The sequence below is a fragment of the Streptomyces sp. NPDC006602 genome, from assembly GCF_042870385.1.
Lineage (GTDB): Bacteria > Actinomycetota > Actinomycetes > Streptomycetales > Streptomycetaceae > Streptomyces.
Genome location: NZ_JBIAHG010000010.1, coordinates 202,854 through 217,717, shown reverse-complemented (window position 1 = coordinate 217,717; position 14,864 = coordinate 202,854). Strand labels below are relative to the sequence as shown.

General features: G+C 69.2%; 13 protein-coding genes and 4 pseudogenes. 7 read left to right on the top strand and 10 right to left on the bottom strand.

Going from position 1 to position 14,864, the window contains the following annotated elements:
• Positions 1-83: 83 nt before the first annotated feature.
• A pseudogene (locus ACFYO2_RS25570) lies at positions 84-338 on the bottom strand (saccharopine dehydrogenase); the annotation flags it as partial.
• A gap of 93 nt (positions 339-431) precedes the next feature.
• On the opposite strand from ACFYO2_RS25570, the gene ACFYO2_RS25565 reads away from it, so the two are divergent.
• Positions 432-1,655, top strand: coding sequence for an MFS transporter (locus ACFYO2_RS25565; RefSeq protein ID WP_388353339.1), 1,224 nt, complete (start codon positions 432-434; stop codon positions 1,653-1,655).
• A gap of 41 nt (positions 1,656-1,696) precedes the next feature.
• On the opposite strand, the gene ACFYO2_RS25560 is transcribed toward ACFYO2_RS25565, so the two are convergent.
• Together ACFYO2_RS25560 and ACFYO2_RS25555 are read right to left on the bottom strand one after the other, a co-directional pair.
• Positions 1,697-2,179 carry a carboxymuconolactone decarboxylase family protein gene (locus ACFYO2_RS25560; RefSeq protein ID WP_388353336.1) on the bottom strand — a complete coding sequence of 161 codons (483 nt, stop codon included), beginning with the start codon at positions 2,177-2,179 and terminating at the stop codon, positions 1,697-1,699.
• Positions 2,180-2,264: 85 nt separating this feature from the next.
• Positions 2,265-3,521 (bottom strand): amidohydrolase family protein, encoded by a 1,257-nt coding sequence (locus tag ACFYO2_RS25555; RefSeq protein ID WP_388353333.1) that lies wholly within the window; start codon positions 3,519-3,521, stop codon positions 2,265-2,267.
• Between the two features lie 352 nt (positions 3,522-3,873).
• Here ACFYO2_RS25555 and ACFYO2_RS25550 point away from each other — a divergent pair, with 352 nt between their 5' ends.
• The gene (locus ACFYO2_RS25550; RefSeq protein ID WP_388353330.1) at positions 3,874-4,407 is read left to right on the top strand and encodes a GNAT family N-acetyltransferase; all 534 of its coding nucleotides are present in this window, start codon (positions 3,874-3,876) and stop codon (positions 4,405-4,407) included.
• A gap of 15 nt (positions 4,408-4,422) precedes the next feature.
• Here the strand turns inward: ACFYO2_RS25550 and ACFYO2_RS25545 are convergent, their stop codons facing one another.
• Positions 4,423-5,187: a DeoR/GlpR family DNA-binding transcription regulator gene (locus tag ACFYO2_RS25545; RefSeq protein ID WP_388353328.1), complete on the bottom strand. Its 765-nt coding sequence runs from the start codon at positions 5,185-5,187 to the stop codon at positions 4,423-4,425.
• A 147-nt stretch (positions 5,188-5,334) separates the two neighbouring features.
• Between ACFYO2_RS25545 and ACFYO2_RS25540 the strand changes: the two genes are divergently transcribed.
• Together ACFYO2_RS25540 and ACFYO2_RS25535 are read left to right on the top strand one after the other, a co-directional pair.
• Entirely contained in the window at positions 5,335-6,480 is a 1,146-nt protein-coding gene (locus tag ACFYO2_RS25540) for a glycoside hydrolase family 76 protein (RefSeq protein WP_388353325.1), read from the top strand.
• 326 nt (positions 6,481-6,806) lie between these two features.
• Positions 6,807-7,517 (top strand): hypothetical protein, encoded by a 711-nt coding sequence (locus tag ACFYO2_RS25535; protein ID WP_388353323.1) that lies wholly within the window; start codon positions 6,807-6,809, stop codon positions 7,515-7,517.
• A 145-nt stretch (positions 7,518-7,662) separates the two neighbouring features.
• Here ACFYO2_RS25535 and ACFYO2_RS25530 read toward each other — a convergent pair.
• Positions 7,663-8,378 (bottom strand): annotated as a pseudogene (locus tag ACFYO2_RS25530) (LLM class flavin-dependent oxidoreductase); the annotation flags it as partial.
• Positions 8,371-8,553 (bottom strand): hypothetical protein, encoded by a 183-nt coding sequence (locus tag ACFYO2_RS25525; RefSeq protein WP_388353320.1) that lies wholly within the window; start codon positions 8,551-8,553, stop codon positions 8,371-8,373. The pseudogene ACFYO2_RS25530 and the gene ACFYO2_RS25525, both read right to left, overlap by 8 nt.
• A gap of 50 nt (positions 8,554-8,603) precedes the next feature.
• Between ACFYO2_RS25525 and ACFYO2_RS25520 the strand changes: the two genes are divergently transcribed.
• On the top strand, positions 8,604-9,077 hold the full coding sequence (locus ACFYO2_RS25520; protein ID WP_388353317.1) for a MarR family winged helix-turn-helix transcriptional regulator: 474 nt from the start codon (positions 8,604-8,606) through the stop codon (positions 9,075-9,077).
• 118 nt (positions 9,078-9,195) lie between these two features.
• Here ACFYO2_RS25520 and ACFYO2_RS25515 read toward each other — a convergent pair.
• From ACFYO2_RS25515 to ACFYO2_RS25500, 4 genes and pseudogenes are all read right to left on the bottom strand, one after another.
• Positions 9,196-9,685 (bottom strand): annotated as a pseudogene (locus ACFYO2_RS25515) (carboxymuconolactone decarboxylase family protein).
• 84 nt (positions 9,686-9,769) lie between these two features.
• Positions 9,770-10,438, bottom strand: coding sequence for a response regulator (locus tag ACFYO2_RS25510; RefSeq protein ID WP_388353315.1), 669 nt, complete (start codon positions 10,436-10,438; stop codon positions 9,770-9,772).
• The gene (locus tag ACFYO2_RS25505) at positions 10,435-11,805 is read right to left on the bottom strand and encodes a histidine kinase (protein ID WP_388353312.1); all 1,371 of its coding nucleotides are present in this window, start codon (positions 11,803-11,805) and stop codon (positions 10,435-10,437) included. Before ACFYO2_RS25505 ends, ACFYO2_RS25510 begins: the two co-directional genes overlap by 4 nt.
• 26 nt (positions 11,806-11,831) lie before the next feature.
• Positions 11,832-12,508, bottom strand: a pseudogene (locus tag ACFYO2_RS25500) (ATP-binding cassette domain-containing protein).
• Positions 12,509-12,792: 284 nt separating this feature from the next.
• Between ACFYO2_RS25500 and ACFYO2_RS25495 the strand changes: the two are divergent.
• Both ACFYO2_RS25495 and gap read left to right on the top strand, forming a co-directional pair.
• Complete coding sequence (locus ACFYO2_RS25495; RefSeq protein WP_388353309.1) at positions 12,793-13,749, top strand: GlxA family transcriptional regulator; 957 nt, start codon at positions 12,793-12,795, stop codon at positions 13,747-13,749.
• Positions 13,750-13,852: 103 nt separating this feature from the next.
• Positions 13,853-14,851 carry a type I glyceraldehyde-3-phosphate dehydrogenase gene (gene gap, locus ACFYO2_RS25490; RefSeq protein ID WP_388353306.1) on the top strand — a complete coding sequence of 333 codons (999 nt, stop codon included), beginning with the start codon at positions 13,853-13,855 and terminating at the stop codon, positions 14,849-14,851.
• Positions 14,852-14,864: the final 13 nt, after the last annotated feature.

Here is a 14,864-nt window from a genome sequence, read left to right as displayed (position 1 = left end):
CGGAAATGTGCGGAGACAGCGCCCGGACCAGGGCGGGCGCGTCGAACATCTCGCCGGCGGAGGCCGACACCGACCGCCTTGGTCTGCCCGTTGCGCCGCTCCTGGACGGCCTTGCTCGTGGCCCGCGTCCCGGTGGTCGGGTGCCAACTGCTCAGCCCGTAGGCCACGTGCGCCTCGTCGGCCGCCGTCCAGTCAGCGATCGCCGCGGTGGCCAGCAGGTCGCCGAGGCCGCCGTAGAAGGCCATCGAGGGGACGATCATCGTTCCCGCGGCACGGGCGCGGTCCGTGAAGTGCGCGAACGTGTCGACGTATGCCTCGATCTCGGCCGCCACATCCACTTGCGCACACGGTCCCGCTCGGGCCCGTCTCGGCTGTTAGAATGAGCGCGTTGGCCTTCGGCGCCCCAGCGGGTGCGTCCGGAGGCTTTTTTCATGCCTTCTGACACATCAGCACCCACCGCACCGCCCCCTGCCAACTACCGCGCCCTGGTCCGCAACAGTGAGTTCGCCGGCCTGTACGCCGGCTTCACGCTGACGGTCGCCGCGACCACCCTGTCGGGCTTCGCCCTCGGCACACTGGTCGACGACCAGACCGGTTCTCCGTTTCTGACGGCCGTGAGCATGTACGGCGCCACGTTCGCGACGGTGCTCGGTGCGTTGACGCTGATGTCGGTCGCGGACGGGCGCCGTCCTCGCCGGACCCTGGTCGCGCTCCAGTGTGTCGCCCTGGTCGGCGTTGCCGCGCATGCGATTCCTGGGCTGCCGTTGGGCGCCCGGTTCGCTCTGCTCCTGGTGGTGGGATTCTTCCAGTCCCTGGGGACGGGCACGCGGATGGGGCTGCTCGCCGAAGTCGTACCGATCTCCAGCTATGCGCTGGCACGTTCGCTCATGAACATCACCTCGGGCGGCATGGCCGTCCTCGGCTATGCCATCGGCGCCCTGCTGCTGCGGCACATCGGCCCGCAGGAAGTCTTCGTCGTCGCCGCAGTCCTCACCGGTCTGGGGTTGGTCGTAGTGGCGACGACCGTTCGGGAACACTCGATCCGCCTGACCCGGCGCCCCGGACTGCGTCAGACCTGGACGACGAACACCGCGCTCTTCTCCCACCCCGGCCGGCGGTCGCTGCTGCTGAACCTGTGGGTCCCCAACGGGCTGATCGTCGGCTGCACGGCTCTGTTCATCTCCTACGCCCCTGGGCACGCCGGCGCACTCCTCGCCGCCGGATCGGCGGGCATGCTCCTCGGGGACCTGACCGTAGGGCGACTGCTCACCGCCGACCAGCGACGCCGCTGCGCGTTCGCCCTGCGGTTGCTGCTCGCCGGGCCTTATCTTCTGTTCGCACTCCATCCGCCCATGCTGGTGGCGACGACCGCGGTGTTCTTCGCCAGTGCCGGATACGCCGCCACCCTGCCCCTGCAGGAGCAGCTTCTCGCGCTGACGCCCGATCCGGTCCGCGGCCAGGTCCAGGGTGTCGAGTCCGCCGGCCGGATGACCTGGCAGGGCATCGGCGCCGCGCTTGCCGGCGGCGTCGCCCAGTACCTCACTCCCGGCACGGCGGTCACCGCTCTTGCCGCGGTCTCCGTCGCCGTCACCGTCGTCTCCCGGCCCTTCGTGGTCCGGGCCCGGGCCGTCCGCGTCGAGAAGGCGGACGCATGAAGGGAAGGCTGCTTCAGGTCTCCGGTTCGGCGCCGGCGCGTCTACTGGCTCAGCGCCTCGCGGGCGGCGGTGCGGGCCGCCACCGACCGGGGGAAGCCGGCGTAGCCCGTGGCGTGGTAGAGGACCTCGGCGAGTTCGTCCTCGGTCAGACCGTTGGCCAGCGCGATGCGGACGTGGGTCTTCAACTCGGTCTCCGCGCCGAGGGCGATGAGGATGCCCAGCGTGACCAGGCTGCGGTCGCGGCGGCTGAGCCCGTCGCGCGCCCACAGCGCGCCGAACACACTGCTTACGCCGATCTCGACGAGGTCTTCGCCGAGGCGGCCGTCCCGGAGATCGATGTCGTCCCCCTCGGGGAACACGCCCGGCAACAACTCGCGCAAGGTCTTGAGACCTGCGGTCCGCAGATCGGATCCGCCGCCGGGTTCGGCGGGTTCGGCCGAAGGATGGGTGGGCTGTGTACCACCGGACGCGGAGTCGGAGTCGGACTCGGCTGCGGGAAATCCCTTGACCGTCTTGGCTCTCATGCGTGACTTCCGTCCCATGCGTTGTGCGAGGATGCCGGGCTCGGAGCGATGTCGCTCCGAGCCCGGCCTGCGGCTCGGTCGGGACTCAGGCGTCCTCAGCGACCGGAGCCAGCTTTCGGCCCTTGTCGAAGCCCACGACGTCGGCCAGCGTGCCGCCCAGGATGGCGGCGCGGTCCTCGTCGGACACCGAGTCGTCGAAGTTGTACGCGATGCAGTCGGCGCTGCTGCGGAAGGTGCCCTCGGCATGGGGATAGCCGTTGCCCCACATGATCGTCGACACACCGGTGATGTGGCGGGCCTTCACGGCCGTGGGGTCGTCCGCGAACTGGACGTGGATCTGGCGCTGGATGTACTCGCTCGGCTTGAGGGGATAGGGCCACTTCTCGTTGACGGTGAACAGCCGCCCCATGGCCGGCTGCTCCTTCGGCGAGCGGCTGTCGTCCCAGAAGCCGAGCCACCAGTCGGGGTCCTGGCCGATGCCGGTCCTGAAGGACTTGTCCATGAAGCCCATGTAGGAGACCAGCCAGCCGGCGCTGAACTCGATCAGGTTGAAATGAAGGTTCGGATACCGTTCGCAGACACCGCCGCCGACGAGGTCGGCGATGATCCGCTGCGGGTTGGCGAACCCGGCCGCGGAACTCTGCAGCCGGCCCGACACCATGTCGTCGGTCAACTGGCCCTTGCCCATGTTGACGGCCGTCATCATGCTCCGGACGGTCATCGCCGTCTCGGACGTGTCTTCCTTGGTCTTCACCCCGCCGGTGGCGACGTGGATGAACACCGGCATTCCGCTCGCCTGGGCGGCCGCCCACACCGCGTCGTAGTGGCGAGAGGCATACGACAGGGGCGGGGTCTCCGGGACCAGGATCGCGCCCAGCCCGAGGCGCGCGCACCGCTCGATCTCGGCGACGGCCTCGGGGATGTCCGTGACGGGGATGGCCGCTGTCGGGCGCAGTCGGTCCTTGTACTGGAGGAATCGCTCGGCGATGTAGTCGTTCCACACGCGTGCGTGCGCCATCGACAATGCGTGGTCGTCGGTGAACAGCACGAACAGCGACAGGTTGGGGAACATCACCGAGGCGTCGACGCCGTCGAGGTTCATGTCCCGGATGATGTGCTCCGGCTCGCCGTCCGGGGTCTCCCCGCCGAACTGCCGGTACTTGGAGATGGTCCAGCCGTCGTACCCGATGGTGTGCAGCTTCTTGAACTCGGTGTGCCCGCCCTCCACGATCGGCTCCTCGAGCGTGAACTCCTCTTCCCAGAGGGCTCGTTCCCGAAAATGCCTGGGGAGCCTGGTCCTGAACAGATCGACCGGCTCGATGATGTGGGAATCGCCGGACACGACAAACTCTTTGAACCAGGGCTTACCTCTTTCCGAACCTCGTCGTTCGTTCCAGAACGTGCCCCCGGATGATGGGTGAAGTTACCTGTACCGTGCGGTCCAGTCAACGATTCAGTGCATCCAATGGCCATGTGCCGTTGGGGAGTTCCGGTGCGACCGACCCGGTTCATCGCGTCCGCCGGGGGCAACAAAGGCCGGTTCTTCGGGTCGTATGTGCGAGGCGCCCAGCCGCCTGCCTGATCGTGATTAGGTGTACTGAAATCAGGTGGCGTGGCGGACTGATCAGGCAGCCACGCCACGCCGACGAGCGCGGATTACCGATGGGGCCCTTGCGTTCGGCAGGATGACCGCCATGATCGAGATTCGTACGCCTCGCCTCCTTCTCCGCCGCTGGCATGACGACGACCTCGCGCCCATGGCGGACATCAACGCGGACCCGCAGGTGATGCAGTGGGTCGACGACGGCTCGGTGCGCGACCTGGAGCGCACGGCGGAAGACATCGAGCGGTGGGAGGAGGAGTGGGACGAGGAAGGCTTCGGCCTCTTTGCCGTCGAGCTGCTGGCCTCGGGCGAACTGGCCGGCTTCACGGGCCTGTCCGTGCCCGAGTTCCTGCCGGAGGTGGCGTCCGATGTGGCGATCAGCTGGCGGCTCGGCTCACCGTTCTGGGGCCAGGGGTACGCCTCCGAAGCTGCCCACGCCACGCTCGAGTTCGCGCTCCAGGACCGCGGCCTCGACCGCGTCATCAGCATCATCCGGGCGGGTGACGACGCCTCGGAGAACGTCATCCGCAAGCTCGGCATGGTGCTGGAGCGCGAGACCGAGCACCCGGTGTTCGGCTTCCCGCTGCACGTTCACGCCATTGACCTCACCGAGTTCCACGGGTGAACCGGCGCATGTCGATCACTGGGCAATGATCACCTCGCCCCCCGTGTGCCGGCAGAGGTCAAGGGTGTGCGGGTCGGCGCCGTCGGTCGTGAGGAGGACGTCCACATCGGCGAGCGAGCAGATGCGCAGTGAGCCCGTGCCCGGGAACTTCGCCTCGGACGCGATGAGGACGACTCGGTCGGCTGCCTCGATCATGGCCTGCTTGATCGGCGCCTCGACGGCCATGTCGTCCACGACGTGCCCGTTGGTGCGTACGCCCGTGCAGCTCAGCATCACCAGGTCGGCGCTGACCTGACGCAGTGCCGTCTCGGTCAGCGAACCGACGAAGGACTGGTAGTTGCGGCGCAGGACTCCGCCCAGCACGATCAGCCGGACGGCCTCGTCGTCCCGCAGTTCGTCCACGACGGCCAGGTTGCTGGTGATGACGGTGACGGGCCGGCCCTTCAGCCGGCGGGCGATCCGCTGGGTACTGGTGCCGATGTCCAGCACGATCACACTCTCGTCCGGCACGAGCGCCGCCGCGCGCTCGGCCATGGCTTCCTTCATGGATCCGTCGTGGGACGCCGAGATGCCGAAGGGCTCCTCCCCGGCCGGCGCGCGCAGTGACAGCGCCGCGCCTCCGTAGGTACGGATCAGCTCGCCGTTGCGGTCCAGCAGCTTCAAGTCCCGGCGGATCGTGGACTCGCTGACCTGGAGGCGTTCCGCCAGTTCGCGTACGGAGGCCACTCCGGTCGTACGGAGGGCCTCGACGATCCGCGCATGTCGTTTGCTCGAAGTCACGGGGTGAGACTAACCGGATGACCGACTTCGGTCATACCACCCAGGAAACAGGCTCGTTACTGACCGACTCTTGTCATGTCATGGCGCTCACGCTCATAGTTGAGCAGCATCCGAGAGTGTCCCCCTATCTGCTCAGGAGCGTCTGGGATGTTGGCACAGTTGCGAAGAGCCCGAGCCGCGGTGGGGGTGTTCGCCCTCGGTGCGGCTCTGGTGCTGGTGGCGGGGGCGCTGCCCGCGCAGGCGAGTACACCGAGTACGTCGGGTGCAGCGGGAGCGGCCGTGAGCGCGCGCGACAGGGCCACTGCGGCCGTCGAAGCGATGATGGGGTTCTACGACGAGGACACCGGCCGCTGGGATCCGCAAGCACCGTGGTGGCAGTCGGGCAACGCGCTCCAGGCGCTGCTCGACTACACGGCGAAGACCCGGTCCAGGAAATACCTGCGGCAGATCGAGAACACCATCGAGCGGCAGCGGGCGCCCCTGCCCTGGTGGCCGGAGGGCGGCGGCGAGTTCCGGGCCGACTCCACCGACGACACCGGTTGGTGGGGCCTCGCCATGACCAGCATGTACGACCTGACCCGCGATCAGGAGTACCTGAAGATCGCGAAGCTCGACGAGGAGTACATGCACAAGTACTGGGACGATGTCTGCGGTGGCGGCATCTGGTGGGACATCCCGGCCACGACCTACAAGAACGCCATCAGCGTCGAGCTGTACATCAAGCTCGCGGCGGCCCTGCACAACCGGGTTCCCGGCGACACCGTCTACCTGACGCGCGCGCTCACGGCATGGAAGTGGCTCAGGAACAGCGGCATGATCAACGGCGACAACCTGGTCAACGACGGGCTGAACACACAGGGCGGCGGCTGCGCCAACAACGGCGGCACCACCTGGACGTACAACCAGGGAGTCGTGCTCGGCGGACTCGCCGAGCTCTACAAGGCCACCGGCGACCGAGAACTGCTCGGGGACGGACGGAAGATCGCCGATGCCGTGGTCGGCAGCCCCCTGCTGTCGCCGAACGGGATTCTGACGGAGCCCTGCGAGGCGACCCACACCTGCGGGTCCGACGCGGCGGCGTTCAAGGGAATCTTCGCCCGCAATCTCGGCGAACTCGACGCCCTGCTGCCCGCCCGTCCCTACCGGGGCTACCTCCTGGCCCAGGCCCGCTCCGCCTACCGGTACGACCGCAACAGCTTTGACCAGTACGGGATGAGCTGGTCCGGTGCGTTCGACCAGGCGAGCATCGGCAGACAGGAGTCCGCCGTGTCGCTGCTCGTCTCCGTTCTCTGATCCAGGCCCTTGTGACCTTGCACAGTGGTGAGCCGCGCGGCCGGTGTTCCGGCGCGCGGCTCACTTCTCGCGCCTGGCCACGGCGCGGTGGTGGTGCGCGGCCGTCAGAACGGGCGGTCGCCCGCGATGGCGACCCGTTCCGCGACCCGCCGGTGCGGGGCGTAGTCGTTCACCGCGTAGTGCAGAAGACGGCTTCTTTCGGTTGCGGGCCGCCCGGTCGGGATCCAGCTCCGGACCTTCACAGCGATTTCGTCTGTGACACGACTGTGGCCGGAGGTGTGGCTTCCACCACGTCGGATCGATCACCGCCGGAACAAGATCAGCGGATGCTGAGAGACTCCGCGAACCCCAGACGTCCCTTACTTACCGCGCCGGGCCGCCCCGCTGTCGTGGTCCTCGCCGCCGTCGGCGTCGTCGCCGGTGTACTGACGGGCTGGCCGGCATTCGACACCGTCAACGGCTGCGGGTTTCCCGTCAATCCGTATCCGTCCGAAACCGCCCGGGACTGGGTCGACCACGCCGATGTCGTGATCGTGGGACGCGCCGTCCGGGAACGGGAGAGCGACCGCAGCGAGTTGGACGCCGGCGCCTACCGCTACCGGCTCGAGCGCACCGTCGAACTGGCCCGCGAATCCGTTCCCTTCAGCTCCCGCACCCGTTCGCACCCCACCGTGGGCCCCACCGTCGACTACGTCGCCCCCGGCTGGAAGATCCTCCGCTCGGACGGCACCACCCGCGTCGACGAGCTCGCCGGAGACGCTCCGCGTGTTGTCCCCGGCCATACCTACGTCCTCGCCCTGCGGTGGCAGGACGACCACTGGGTGGCCCTCGGCGAGGGCGCCGTCGTACCGTTCGACGACCAAGTCGTGGGCCGTGGTGAGTGGTGCGGGAGCAACCTGGACACCGACGGCTTCGCCGAGGGCGAGCGGATCTCACGGCACGACGACCACAGCCTCGAGAAGGCCCTGGTCGGCCAGGGCGAAGACGCGCTCACCCGCGAACTCGACCGTGCGGCACGGCGGAAGAGCGCCGGCTGAGCAGCTGTGGGCCGCCACAGGGGTTGGCGGTCAGGCTGTCTGTTCGGTCGGCTCCGAGGCGGCGGTTCGTGCGCTGATCACGGTCCGTCCGCGCTCCGACTCCGGGAAACGGCCGAGCATCGCTCGCAACTCCTCGGCGTCGACGAATGAAGCCCGGCGAGTGGATCCCGACCGGGTGGGCGGTCGTGCCGAACTTGTCTGTGGCGCGCTGGTAGAGGTCGATGTAGGGCGCGAAGCGTTCCGGGCTGCCGCCGATGATGGCGATCATGAGCGGGAATCCGTAGCGCGCGGTGCGGACGACCGACTGGGGGGAACCGCCGACACCGACCCAGGTCGTCAGGCGCCCGGACTCCGTCTTGGGGAAGACGTCGGCGTTGTCGAGCGCGGCCCGCTTGGTGCCGCTCCAGGTGACGGGCTTCTCCTCGAGCAGCTTGGCGAAAAGCTCGATCTTCTCCTCGAACAGCACGTCGTAGTCGCTCAGGTCGTATCCGAAGAGGGGGAACGACTCGGTGAAGGAACCGCGCCCGAGGATGACCTCGGCCCGGCCGTTCGAGAGCGCGTCCACGGTCGAGAACCGCTGGAAGACCCGGACGGATCGTCGGAACTGAGCACGGTCACGCCGGAGGAGAGGCGGATCCGCTCGGTGCGGGTGGCGATGCCGGCGAGCACGGTCTCCGGTGCCGAGATCGCGAACTCCGGACGGTGGTGCTCACCGAGCGCGAGGACGTCGACGCCGGTCTCCTCCGCGAGAACGGCCTCCTCGACGACCTGCCGGATGGCCCTCGCGTCGGACACGAGGGTGCCGGAGTCGTCCTGCGGTACGTCGCCGAACGTGTCCAGGCCGAAGACGAGATCAGACATGGGTGGGCTCCTTCGTGAACAGTTGCTGCACCAGTGCGACTTCGCGGCCCAGCGGTTCGATCGTGCGGGCGCGGGCTTCGCGGGGGAGGTTCATGACGTCGTATTCCGAGGTCGAGACGGTCGGGCTCAGGTCGCGGACCACCGTGGTGGTCTCGCGGCTGACTGGTTGACGCATCAATCATCGCGCAATATGATTGACGCGTCAACTAGAGCAATGGCGGCCACATGTCAGAGCGACGCAAGCTGTTTCCCACCGCCGAGGAGCTGCGGATCTGGCGCGACTTCATCGAGACGACGGAAGCGCTCCGTTCCGAACTGGCGTCACGCCTGCAGGATGAGTCCTCCTTGTCGCTCAGCGACTACGCCGTGCTCCTCGCGCTGCGGGAAGCGGAGGGGCACAGGCTGCGCCCCTCCGAACTGGCGGCCCGCATCGGCTGGCAGCGCAGCCGCCACTCACACCAGCTCGGGCGGATGGAGCGGCGAGGGATGATCCGGCGTGAAGAGTGCGCGACCGACAGCCGAGGCGCTGAAGTGGTGCTCACAGCCGGGGGCGCGGAAGCGTTCCGGGACGCATCCGTGCCTCATCTGCGGGCCGTCCGGGAACTGTTCGTCAGTCCCCTCACGCCGGACCAGCTCGCCGCGGTCGAACAGATCGCGGCGACGCTTCGTACCCGACTCGAGGCGCTGGGCAGGGTCTGAGTGCCCCGATGTCCGCTCCGGCGCTGGGGTCGCCGTTACGGGCTGGGGGCGTGCGTCGGCCGACGGTAGCCGTTCCGGCGATCGTGCGGCGCGGGGACGGGGTGTCCGCCGGTGGCGCCTACGACTTGCGGGGTGCCGGAACCGGGTGCTTGCTCATGATCGAGACCCGGTTGAACGCGTTGATGGTGATGGCCACCCAGATGGCGGCGGAGGTCTGGTCGTCGGTGAGGACCTGTCGGGCCGTCTCGTAGGCGGACGTCTGCGTCTCGGTGTTCGTCGGATCGGTCGTTGCCTCGGCCGGTGAGAGTGCCGCGCGCTCCGCGTGGGTGAACACGTCGGTGTGCTGCCAGGCCGCGAGCACTCCGAGTCGCTGTGCCGACTCGCCGGCGCGCAGGGCCGCCCCGGTGTGGATGTCGAGGCAGTAGGCGCAGCCGTTCAGCTGTGACACGCGGAGGTTGATCAGCTCCACGGTGGTCCGGTCCGGCGTCGGCGGCGACCGCGCGTACCGCCGTAGAGGTCTCCACCATCGCCTTGTAGGCCTCGGGGCTCTGCTTGTCGATGAAGACCCTCCGGAGCGCGGATCCGGTGGTGTGGCCCCTGCTCTTCATGTCATAGTAGTTGATGCGACAACTAGAACGTGTCGGGAGGTGGTCTCGGCGAGCGCCGTGGGAAGGGAGGCTGCTGTCCTGTCGCTATGGCTTGGCCCTGACCAACCCCGCGTCGTAGGCCATGATCACGGCCTGGATGCGGTCCCGCGCGCCGATCTTGGCGAGGACCCGGCCGACGTGTTTTTTCACCGTGGACTCGGTGAGCACGAGGCGTTCGGCGATCTCGGCGTTCGTCCAGCCCTGGCCGATGGCGACCAGTACTTCTTGTTCCCGGTCACTGAGCGCGCGCAGCCGGGGATCCTCGGGTGCGGGGGCGTCGGACGGTGCCAGCACCTGGTGGGCGTAGGCGTCCAGCAGTCGCCGGGTCAGGCTCGGGGCGACGACGGCGTCGCCGGTCGCGACCGCGTTGATGCCCGCGACGAGTTCCTCGGGGCGGGCGTCCTTGAGGAGGAACCCGCTGGCACCGGCCCGCAGCCCCTCGTACGCGTACTCGTCGAGGTCGAAGGTGGTCACGATGAGCACGCGGGTACGGCCGCCACCGGCGACGATCCGGCGGGTCGCCTCGATGCCGTCCATGCCGGGCATGCGGATGTCCATCAGGACGACGTCGGGTCGCAGCTCCGCGGTGAGGCGGACGGCTTCTGCGCCGTGCCCGGCCTCGCCGACCGGAGTCATGCCGGGGGTGCCCTGCAACAGCATGCGGAAGCCGAGGCGTTGCAGGGGCTGGTCGTCGGCGATCAGCACGGTGGTCATGGCCGATGTTCTCCTGACGCCGACAGGGCGGGTGCGGCGGGCACGTCGAGGACCACGTCCACGATCCAGCCGTTGCCGCTCCCGCGTGGGCCGATGGTGACAGCACCGCCGTACATGGCGGCCCGCTGGCGGATGCCGACAAGACCGTGCCCGGGTTCGTCGGCCCCGGTTCTCGGCTCCGTTCGCACGCCCGCCCCGGGCGGTGCTCCCGTGTCGGCGACCCGGATTCGTACGTCCCGGGTGTCGGCGGCCACGGTGACCTCGGCGGCGGAGCCCGTACCGGCGTGCCTGAGCGTGTTGGTGAGCGCCTCCTGGATGATGCGGTACACGGTGAGCTGGACCCCGCTGCCCAGCGCGTCGAGATCGCCCGTCGTCCGGTAGGTCACCGTCAGTCCGGCGGCGCGGACCCGGGCCAGCAGCGCGTCGAGATCACGGATCCCCGGCTGCGGGCTGAGCAGCCGTACGTCCTCCTGCTGCTCCTCACGCAGAACGCCCAGCATGCGGCGCAGTTCGCCCATGGCCTGCCGGCCGGTGTCGCCGATGATCCGCAGGGCTTCGGCCGACTTCTCGTTCCTGCTGGCGGCGAGGGTCGAGGCGCCGTCGGCGAGTCCGACCATGACGGAGAGGTTGTGGCCGACGATGTCGTGCATCTCGCGGGCGACCCGGGAGCGTTCGGCCGCGGCGGTGAGCTGGACGCGCTGGTCGCGCTCGATCTCCAGTCGCGCGGCCCGGTCCTCCAGCGCTGCCAGGTACATCCGGCGGATACGGAGCGTGAGACCGACGGCGACGGCCGCGGTCGCCGTCCCCACCAGGAAGAAAAGTCCGGGCAGCGGATGCTCGACGGGCACCAGGAAACAGACGGCCGGTACCAGTTCGACGAGTGTCAGTGCCGCGGCCCAGCCCAGCGCCCGCAGCGAACCGTGCAGGGCAAGGCTGTACAGGGCGACGAGCAGGCTGATGCCGGCCTGCTGCCAGATGCCCAGTGACCACTGGGCGAGTGCCACCAGCGCGACCACGAAGAACGTGACGGCCGGAGCCCTCCGACGCCACCACAGCGGCGCGATGAGCGCGACGGCGAATCCGAGCAGGACGGCGGTCGGCAGATCGCCGCGGTTGCCGGTGTCCCCGAAGGGACCGTCGTGTGAGCCACCGGAGAACACGTCGGGCAGGCTGACGAGGGCGACGGCCAGGACCCCCGCGGTGTCGAGCAGCCATGGATGTCGTCGGTCCAGCCGCTGCTGGCGACTCTGCCCGCGCAGCAGACGGCCCAGGAGCGGGTGAGCCCAGGCGGCGTCGAGCCCAGGGGAGGGCGGGAGCGCCGTCCCCTGGGCCGTGTCCGCGGCGGCTGCCGACGGTTTTGGATTCATATAACCCATTGTCATCGGTTCGCTGGTCAGGCGTCGGTTCGCACCAGCCGGTACGCCGCTCCGGCGAGCGTCAGCGCCACCCAGCCGGCGAAGACCGCGAGCCCGGCCCCTGGTGAGAGGGCGTCCGAGGTGTCGTGCAGGGCGTACATGGCGGACCCCGCGTTGCTCGGGAGGTAGGGGGTGATCGTGTCCTCCCACGAGTCGGGCAGCAGGCTGGTCAGGCCGGACAGGATGAGCAGGACGCCGACCAGGATGGCGATGCCGCCCGCGGTGGAGCGGACCAGGACTCCCAGAGCCACGCCGAACACGCCGACCAGGCCCAGGTAGAGGCCGGCGCCGGCCACACTGCCCAGCCCTGCCAGCTCGATGACCACGTCCACCCGCCGGCGCGAGATGCCGTGGGTGTGCGCCAGCGCCATCAGGTGGTTGACGGCGGTACGTCCCGGGTGGACGGACTTGGCCTCCAGCAGGGCGCCGATCTCGTGCAACGGGGCGGCGTGCTGGGCGTAGCGGCGTCCGTTGACGGTGACCGAGCCTCCGGTGGGGGAGTCCAAGCCGATGATCATGCGCATGGTCGTGGACTTGCCCGCGCCGTTGGGGCCCAGGAAGCCGGTCACCTCACCGGGTTTGACGGTGAAGCTCAGACGGTCGACCACCGTCTTGTCCCCATATACCGCTTCGTCAGCTCATGCGATTCGATCATGGGTGTGGGTCTTCCTCGCCTTGGACTCGGCCCCGCCTGTACCGCGGGCATCTCTGTGTTCACCGTAGGAAGGTGGCCGGCCGGAACTCTGGGACCACGGGGGACACTTCCGCGCCCGAGTGGTACCGCGGTACCACTCGGGCGCACTTGTGCGGCGACTCCCGGTGGAGACCCGGCGGGGGAGGGTGCCCGGTCAAGCCGTCAGGCGGTAGGTCGTCGAGCCGTCGTGTCGCCGCCCTCCGCGTACCGACACCGCGGCCGGGACCCCTGCGTACCCTGTCCCCGTGTCTGCCTCCCGCCTGCGTCGTGTCGCCGTTCTTGTGCTCGAGGGCGCCAAGCCGCTCGACGTGGGCATTCCGGCGCAGGTGTTCACCACGCGCGCGAGCATGCCGTACGAGGTGCGGCTGTGCGGTGCGGCACCTGGTCTCGTGACCGGCGGCGACGGCCTTTCGTACCACGTCGCCCATGGCCTCGACACGCTTGCGTGGGCCGACATCGTGTTCCTCCCCGGCTACCGGTTCCCGGACCGCGACGATCCGCCGCAAGCGGTCGTCGATGCGCTGGTCGCCGCCCACGAGCGGGGCACCCGACTCGCCGCCATCTCGACGGGCGCCTTCGCGCTCGCCGCGACCGGGCTGCTCGACGGCAAGCGCGCCACCACGCACTGGCATTACACGCGGCCGCTGATGGCGAGGCATCCGCTTGTGCAGGTCGACGAGAACGTGCTGTTCGTCGACGAGGGCAGCGTGCTCACGTCGGCCGGCGCCGCCTCGGGCATCGACCTGTGCCTGCATATTCTGCGCGGCGACCTCGGGGTGGCCGCGTCGAACCACGCCGCCCGGCGACTGGTCGCGGCCCCTTACCGCAGCGGCGGACAGGCGCAGTACGTGCCGCGCAGCGTGCCGGAGCCGCTCGGTGAGCGCTTCGCCGCCACCCGTGAGTGGGCGCTGCACCGGCTCGGCGAGCCCCTCACCCTGGAGGTACTGGCACGGCAGGCCGCGGTCTCGCCGCGCACGTTCTCACGGCGCTTCGTCGAAGAGACCGGCTGCACGCCGATGCAGTGGGTCATGCGCGCCCGTATCGACATGGCCCGCGAGCTGCTGGAGCGTTCGCAGCGCGGCGTCGAGCAGATCGCCGCCGATGTCGGCCTCGGCACCGGTGCGAATCTGCGGCTGCACTTCCAGCACCTCCTCGGCACCACACCGAGCGAGTACCGGCGCACCTTCGCCCAGGGCGAGTAGTCCGCGACCCCATGGCGCGATCCTTTTGAACCGTGGCAACCACGCCACTGTCGACGGTGGAAGCCGCGAGCGAGCCTGGTGGCAAAGGGAAGGGACACCACTTATGACTCGCATCGCCGTCAACGGATTCGGCCGCATCGGACGCAATGTGCTGCGCGCACTGCTCGAACGCGACAGTGAACTCGAGGTCGTCGCCGTCAACGACCTCACGGAGCCCGCCACCCTGGCGCGGCTGCTCGCCTACGACACGACGGCCGGCCGACTCGGCCGTCCGGTGACCGTCGACGGGGACGCCCTCGTCGTCGACGGCCGGCGCATCACGGTGCTGGCCGAACGCGAACCGGCGCAGCTGCCCTGGGCCGAACTCGGCGTCGACATCGTCCTTGAGGCGACCGGCCGGTTCACGTCGGCCAAGGCTGCCCGCGCCCACCTCGACGCGGGTGCGAAGAAGGTGCTCGTCAGCGCGCCGTCGGACGGCGCCGATGTCACGCTGGCCTTCGGGGTCAACACCGACGCGTACGACCCGGCCATGCACACGATCGTCTCCAACGCCTCGTGCACGACCAACGCGCTTGCCCCGCTGGCCGCGGTTCTCGACGAACTCGCCGGTATCGAGCACGGCTTCATGACGACGGTGCACGCCTACACGCAGGAGCAGAACCTGCAGGACGGTCCGCACCGCGACGCCCGTCGGGCCCGAGCCGCCGCCGTCAACATCGTGCCGACCACGACGGGCGCCGCCAAGGCGATCGGCCTTGTGCTGCCGAACCTGGAGGGCAAGCTGTCGGGCGACTCGATCCGCGTACCGGTTCCGGTGGGCTCCATCGTCGAGCTCAACACGACCGTCACGCGCGACGTCACGCGCGACGATGTGCTCGCGGCGTACCGCTCCGCGGCCGATGGGCCGCTGGCCGGCATCCTCGAATACTCCGACTTCCCGCTCGTGTCCTCCGACATCACGGGCAATCCGGCCTCGGCGATCTTCGACTCGGCCCTCACCCGCGTCGACGGCCGCCATGTGAAGGTGGTCGCCTGGTACGACAACGAGTGGGGCTTCTCGAACCGTGTGATCGACACGCTCGAGCTCCTCGCAACCCGCTGACCTGGCAGTTCCC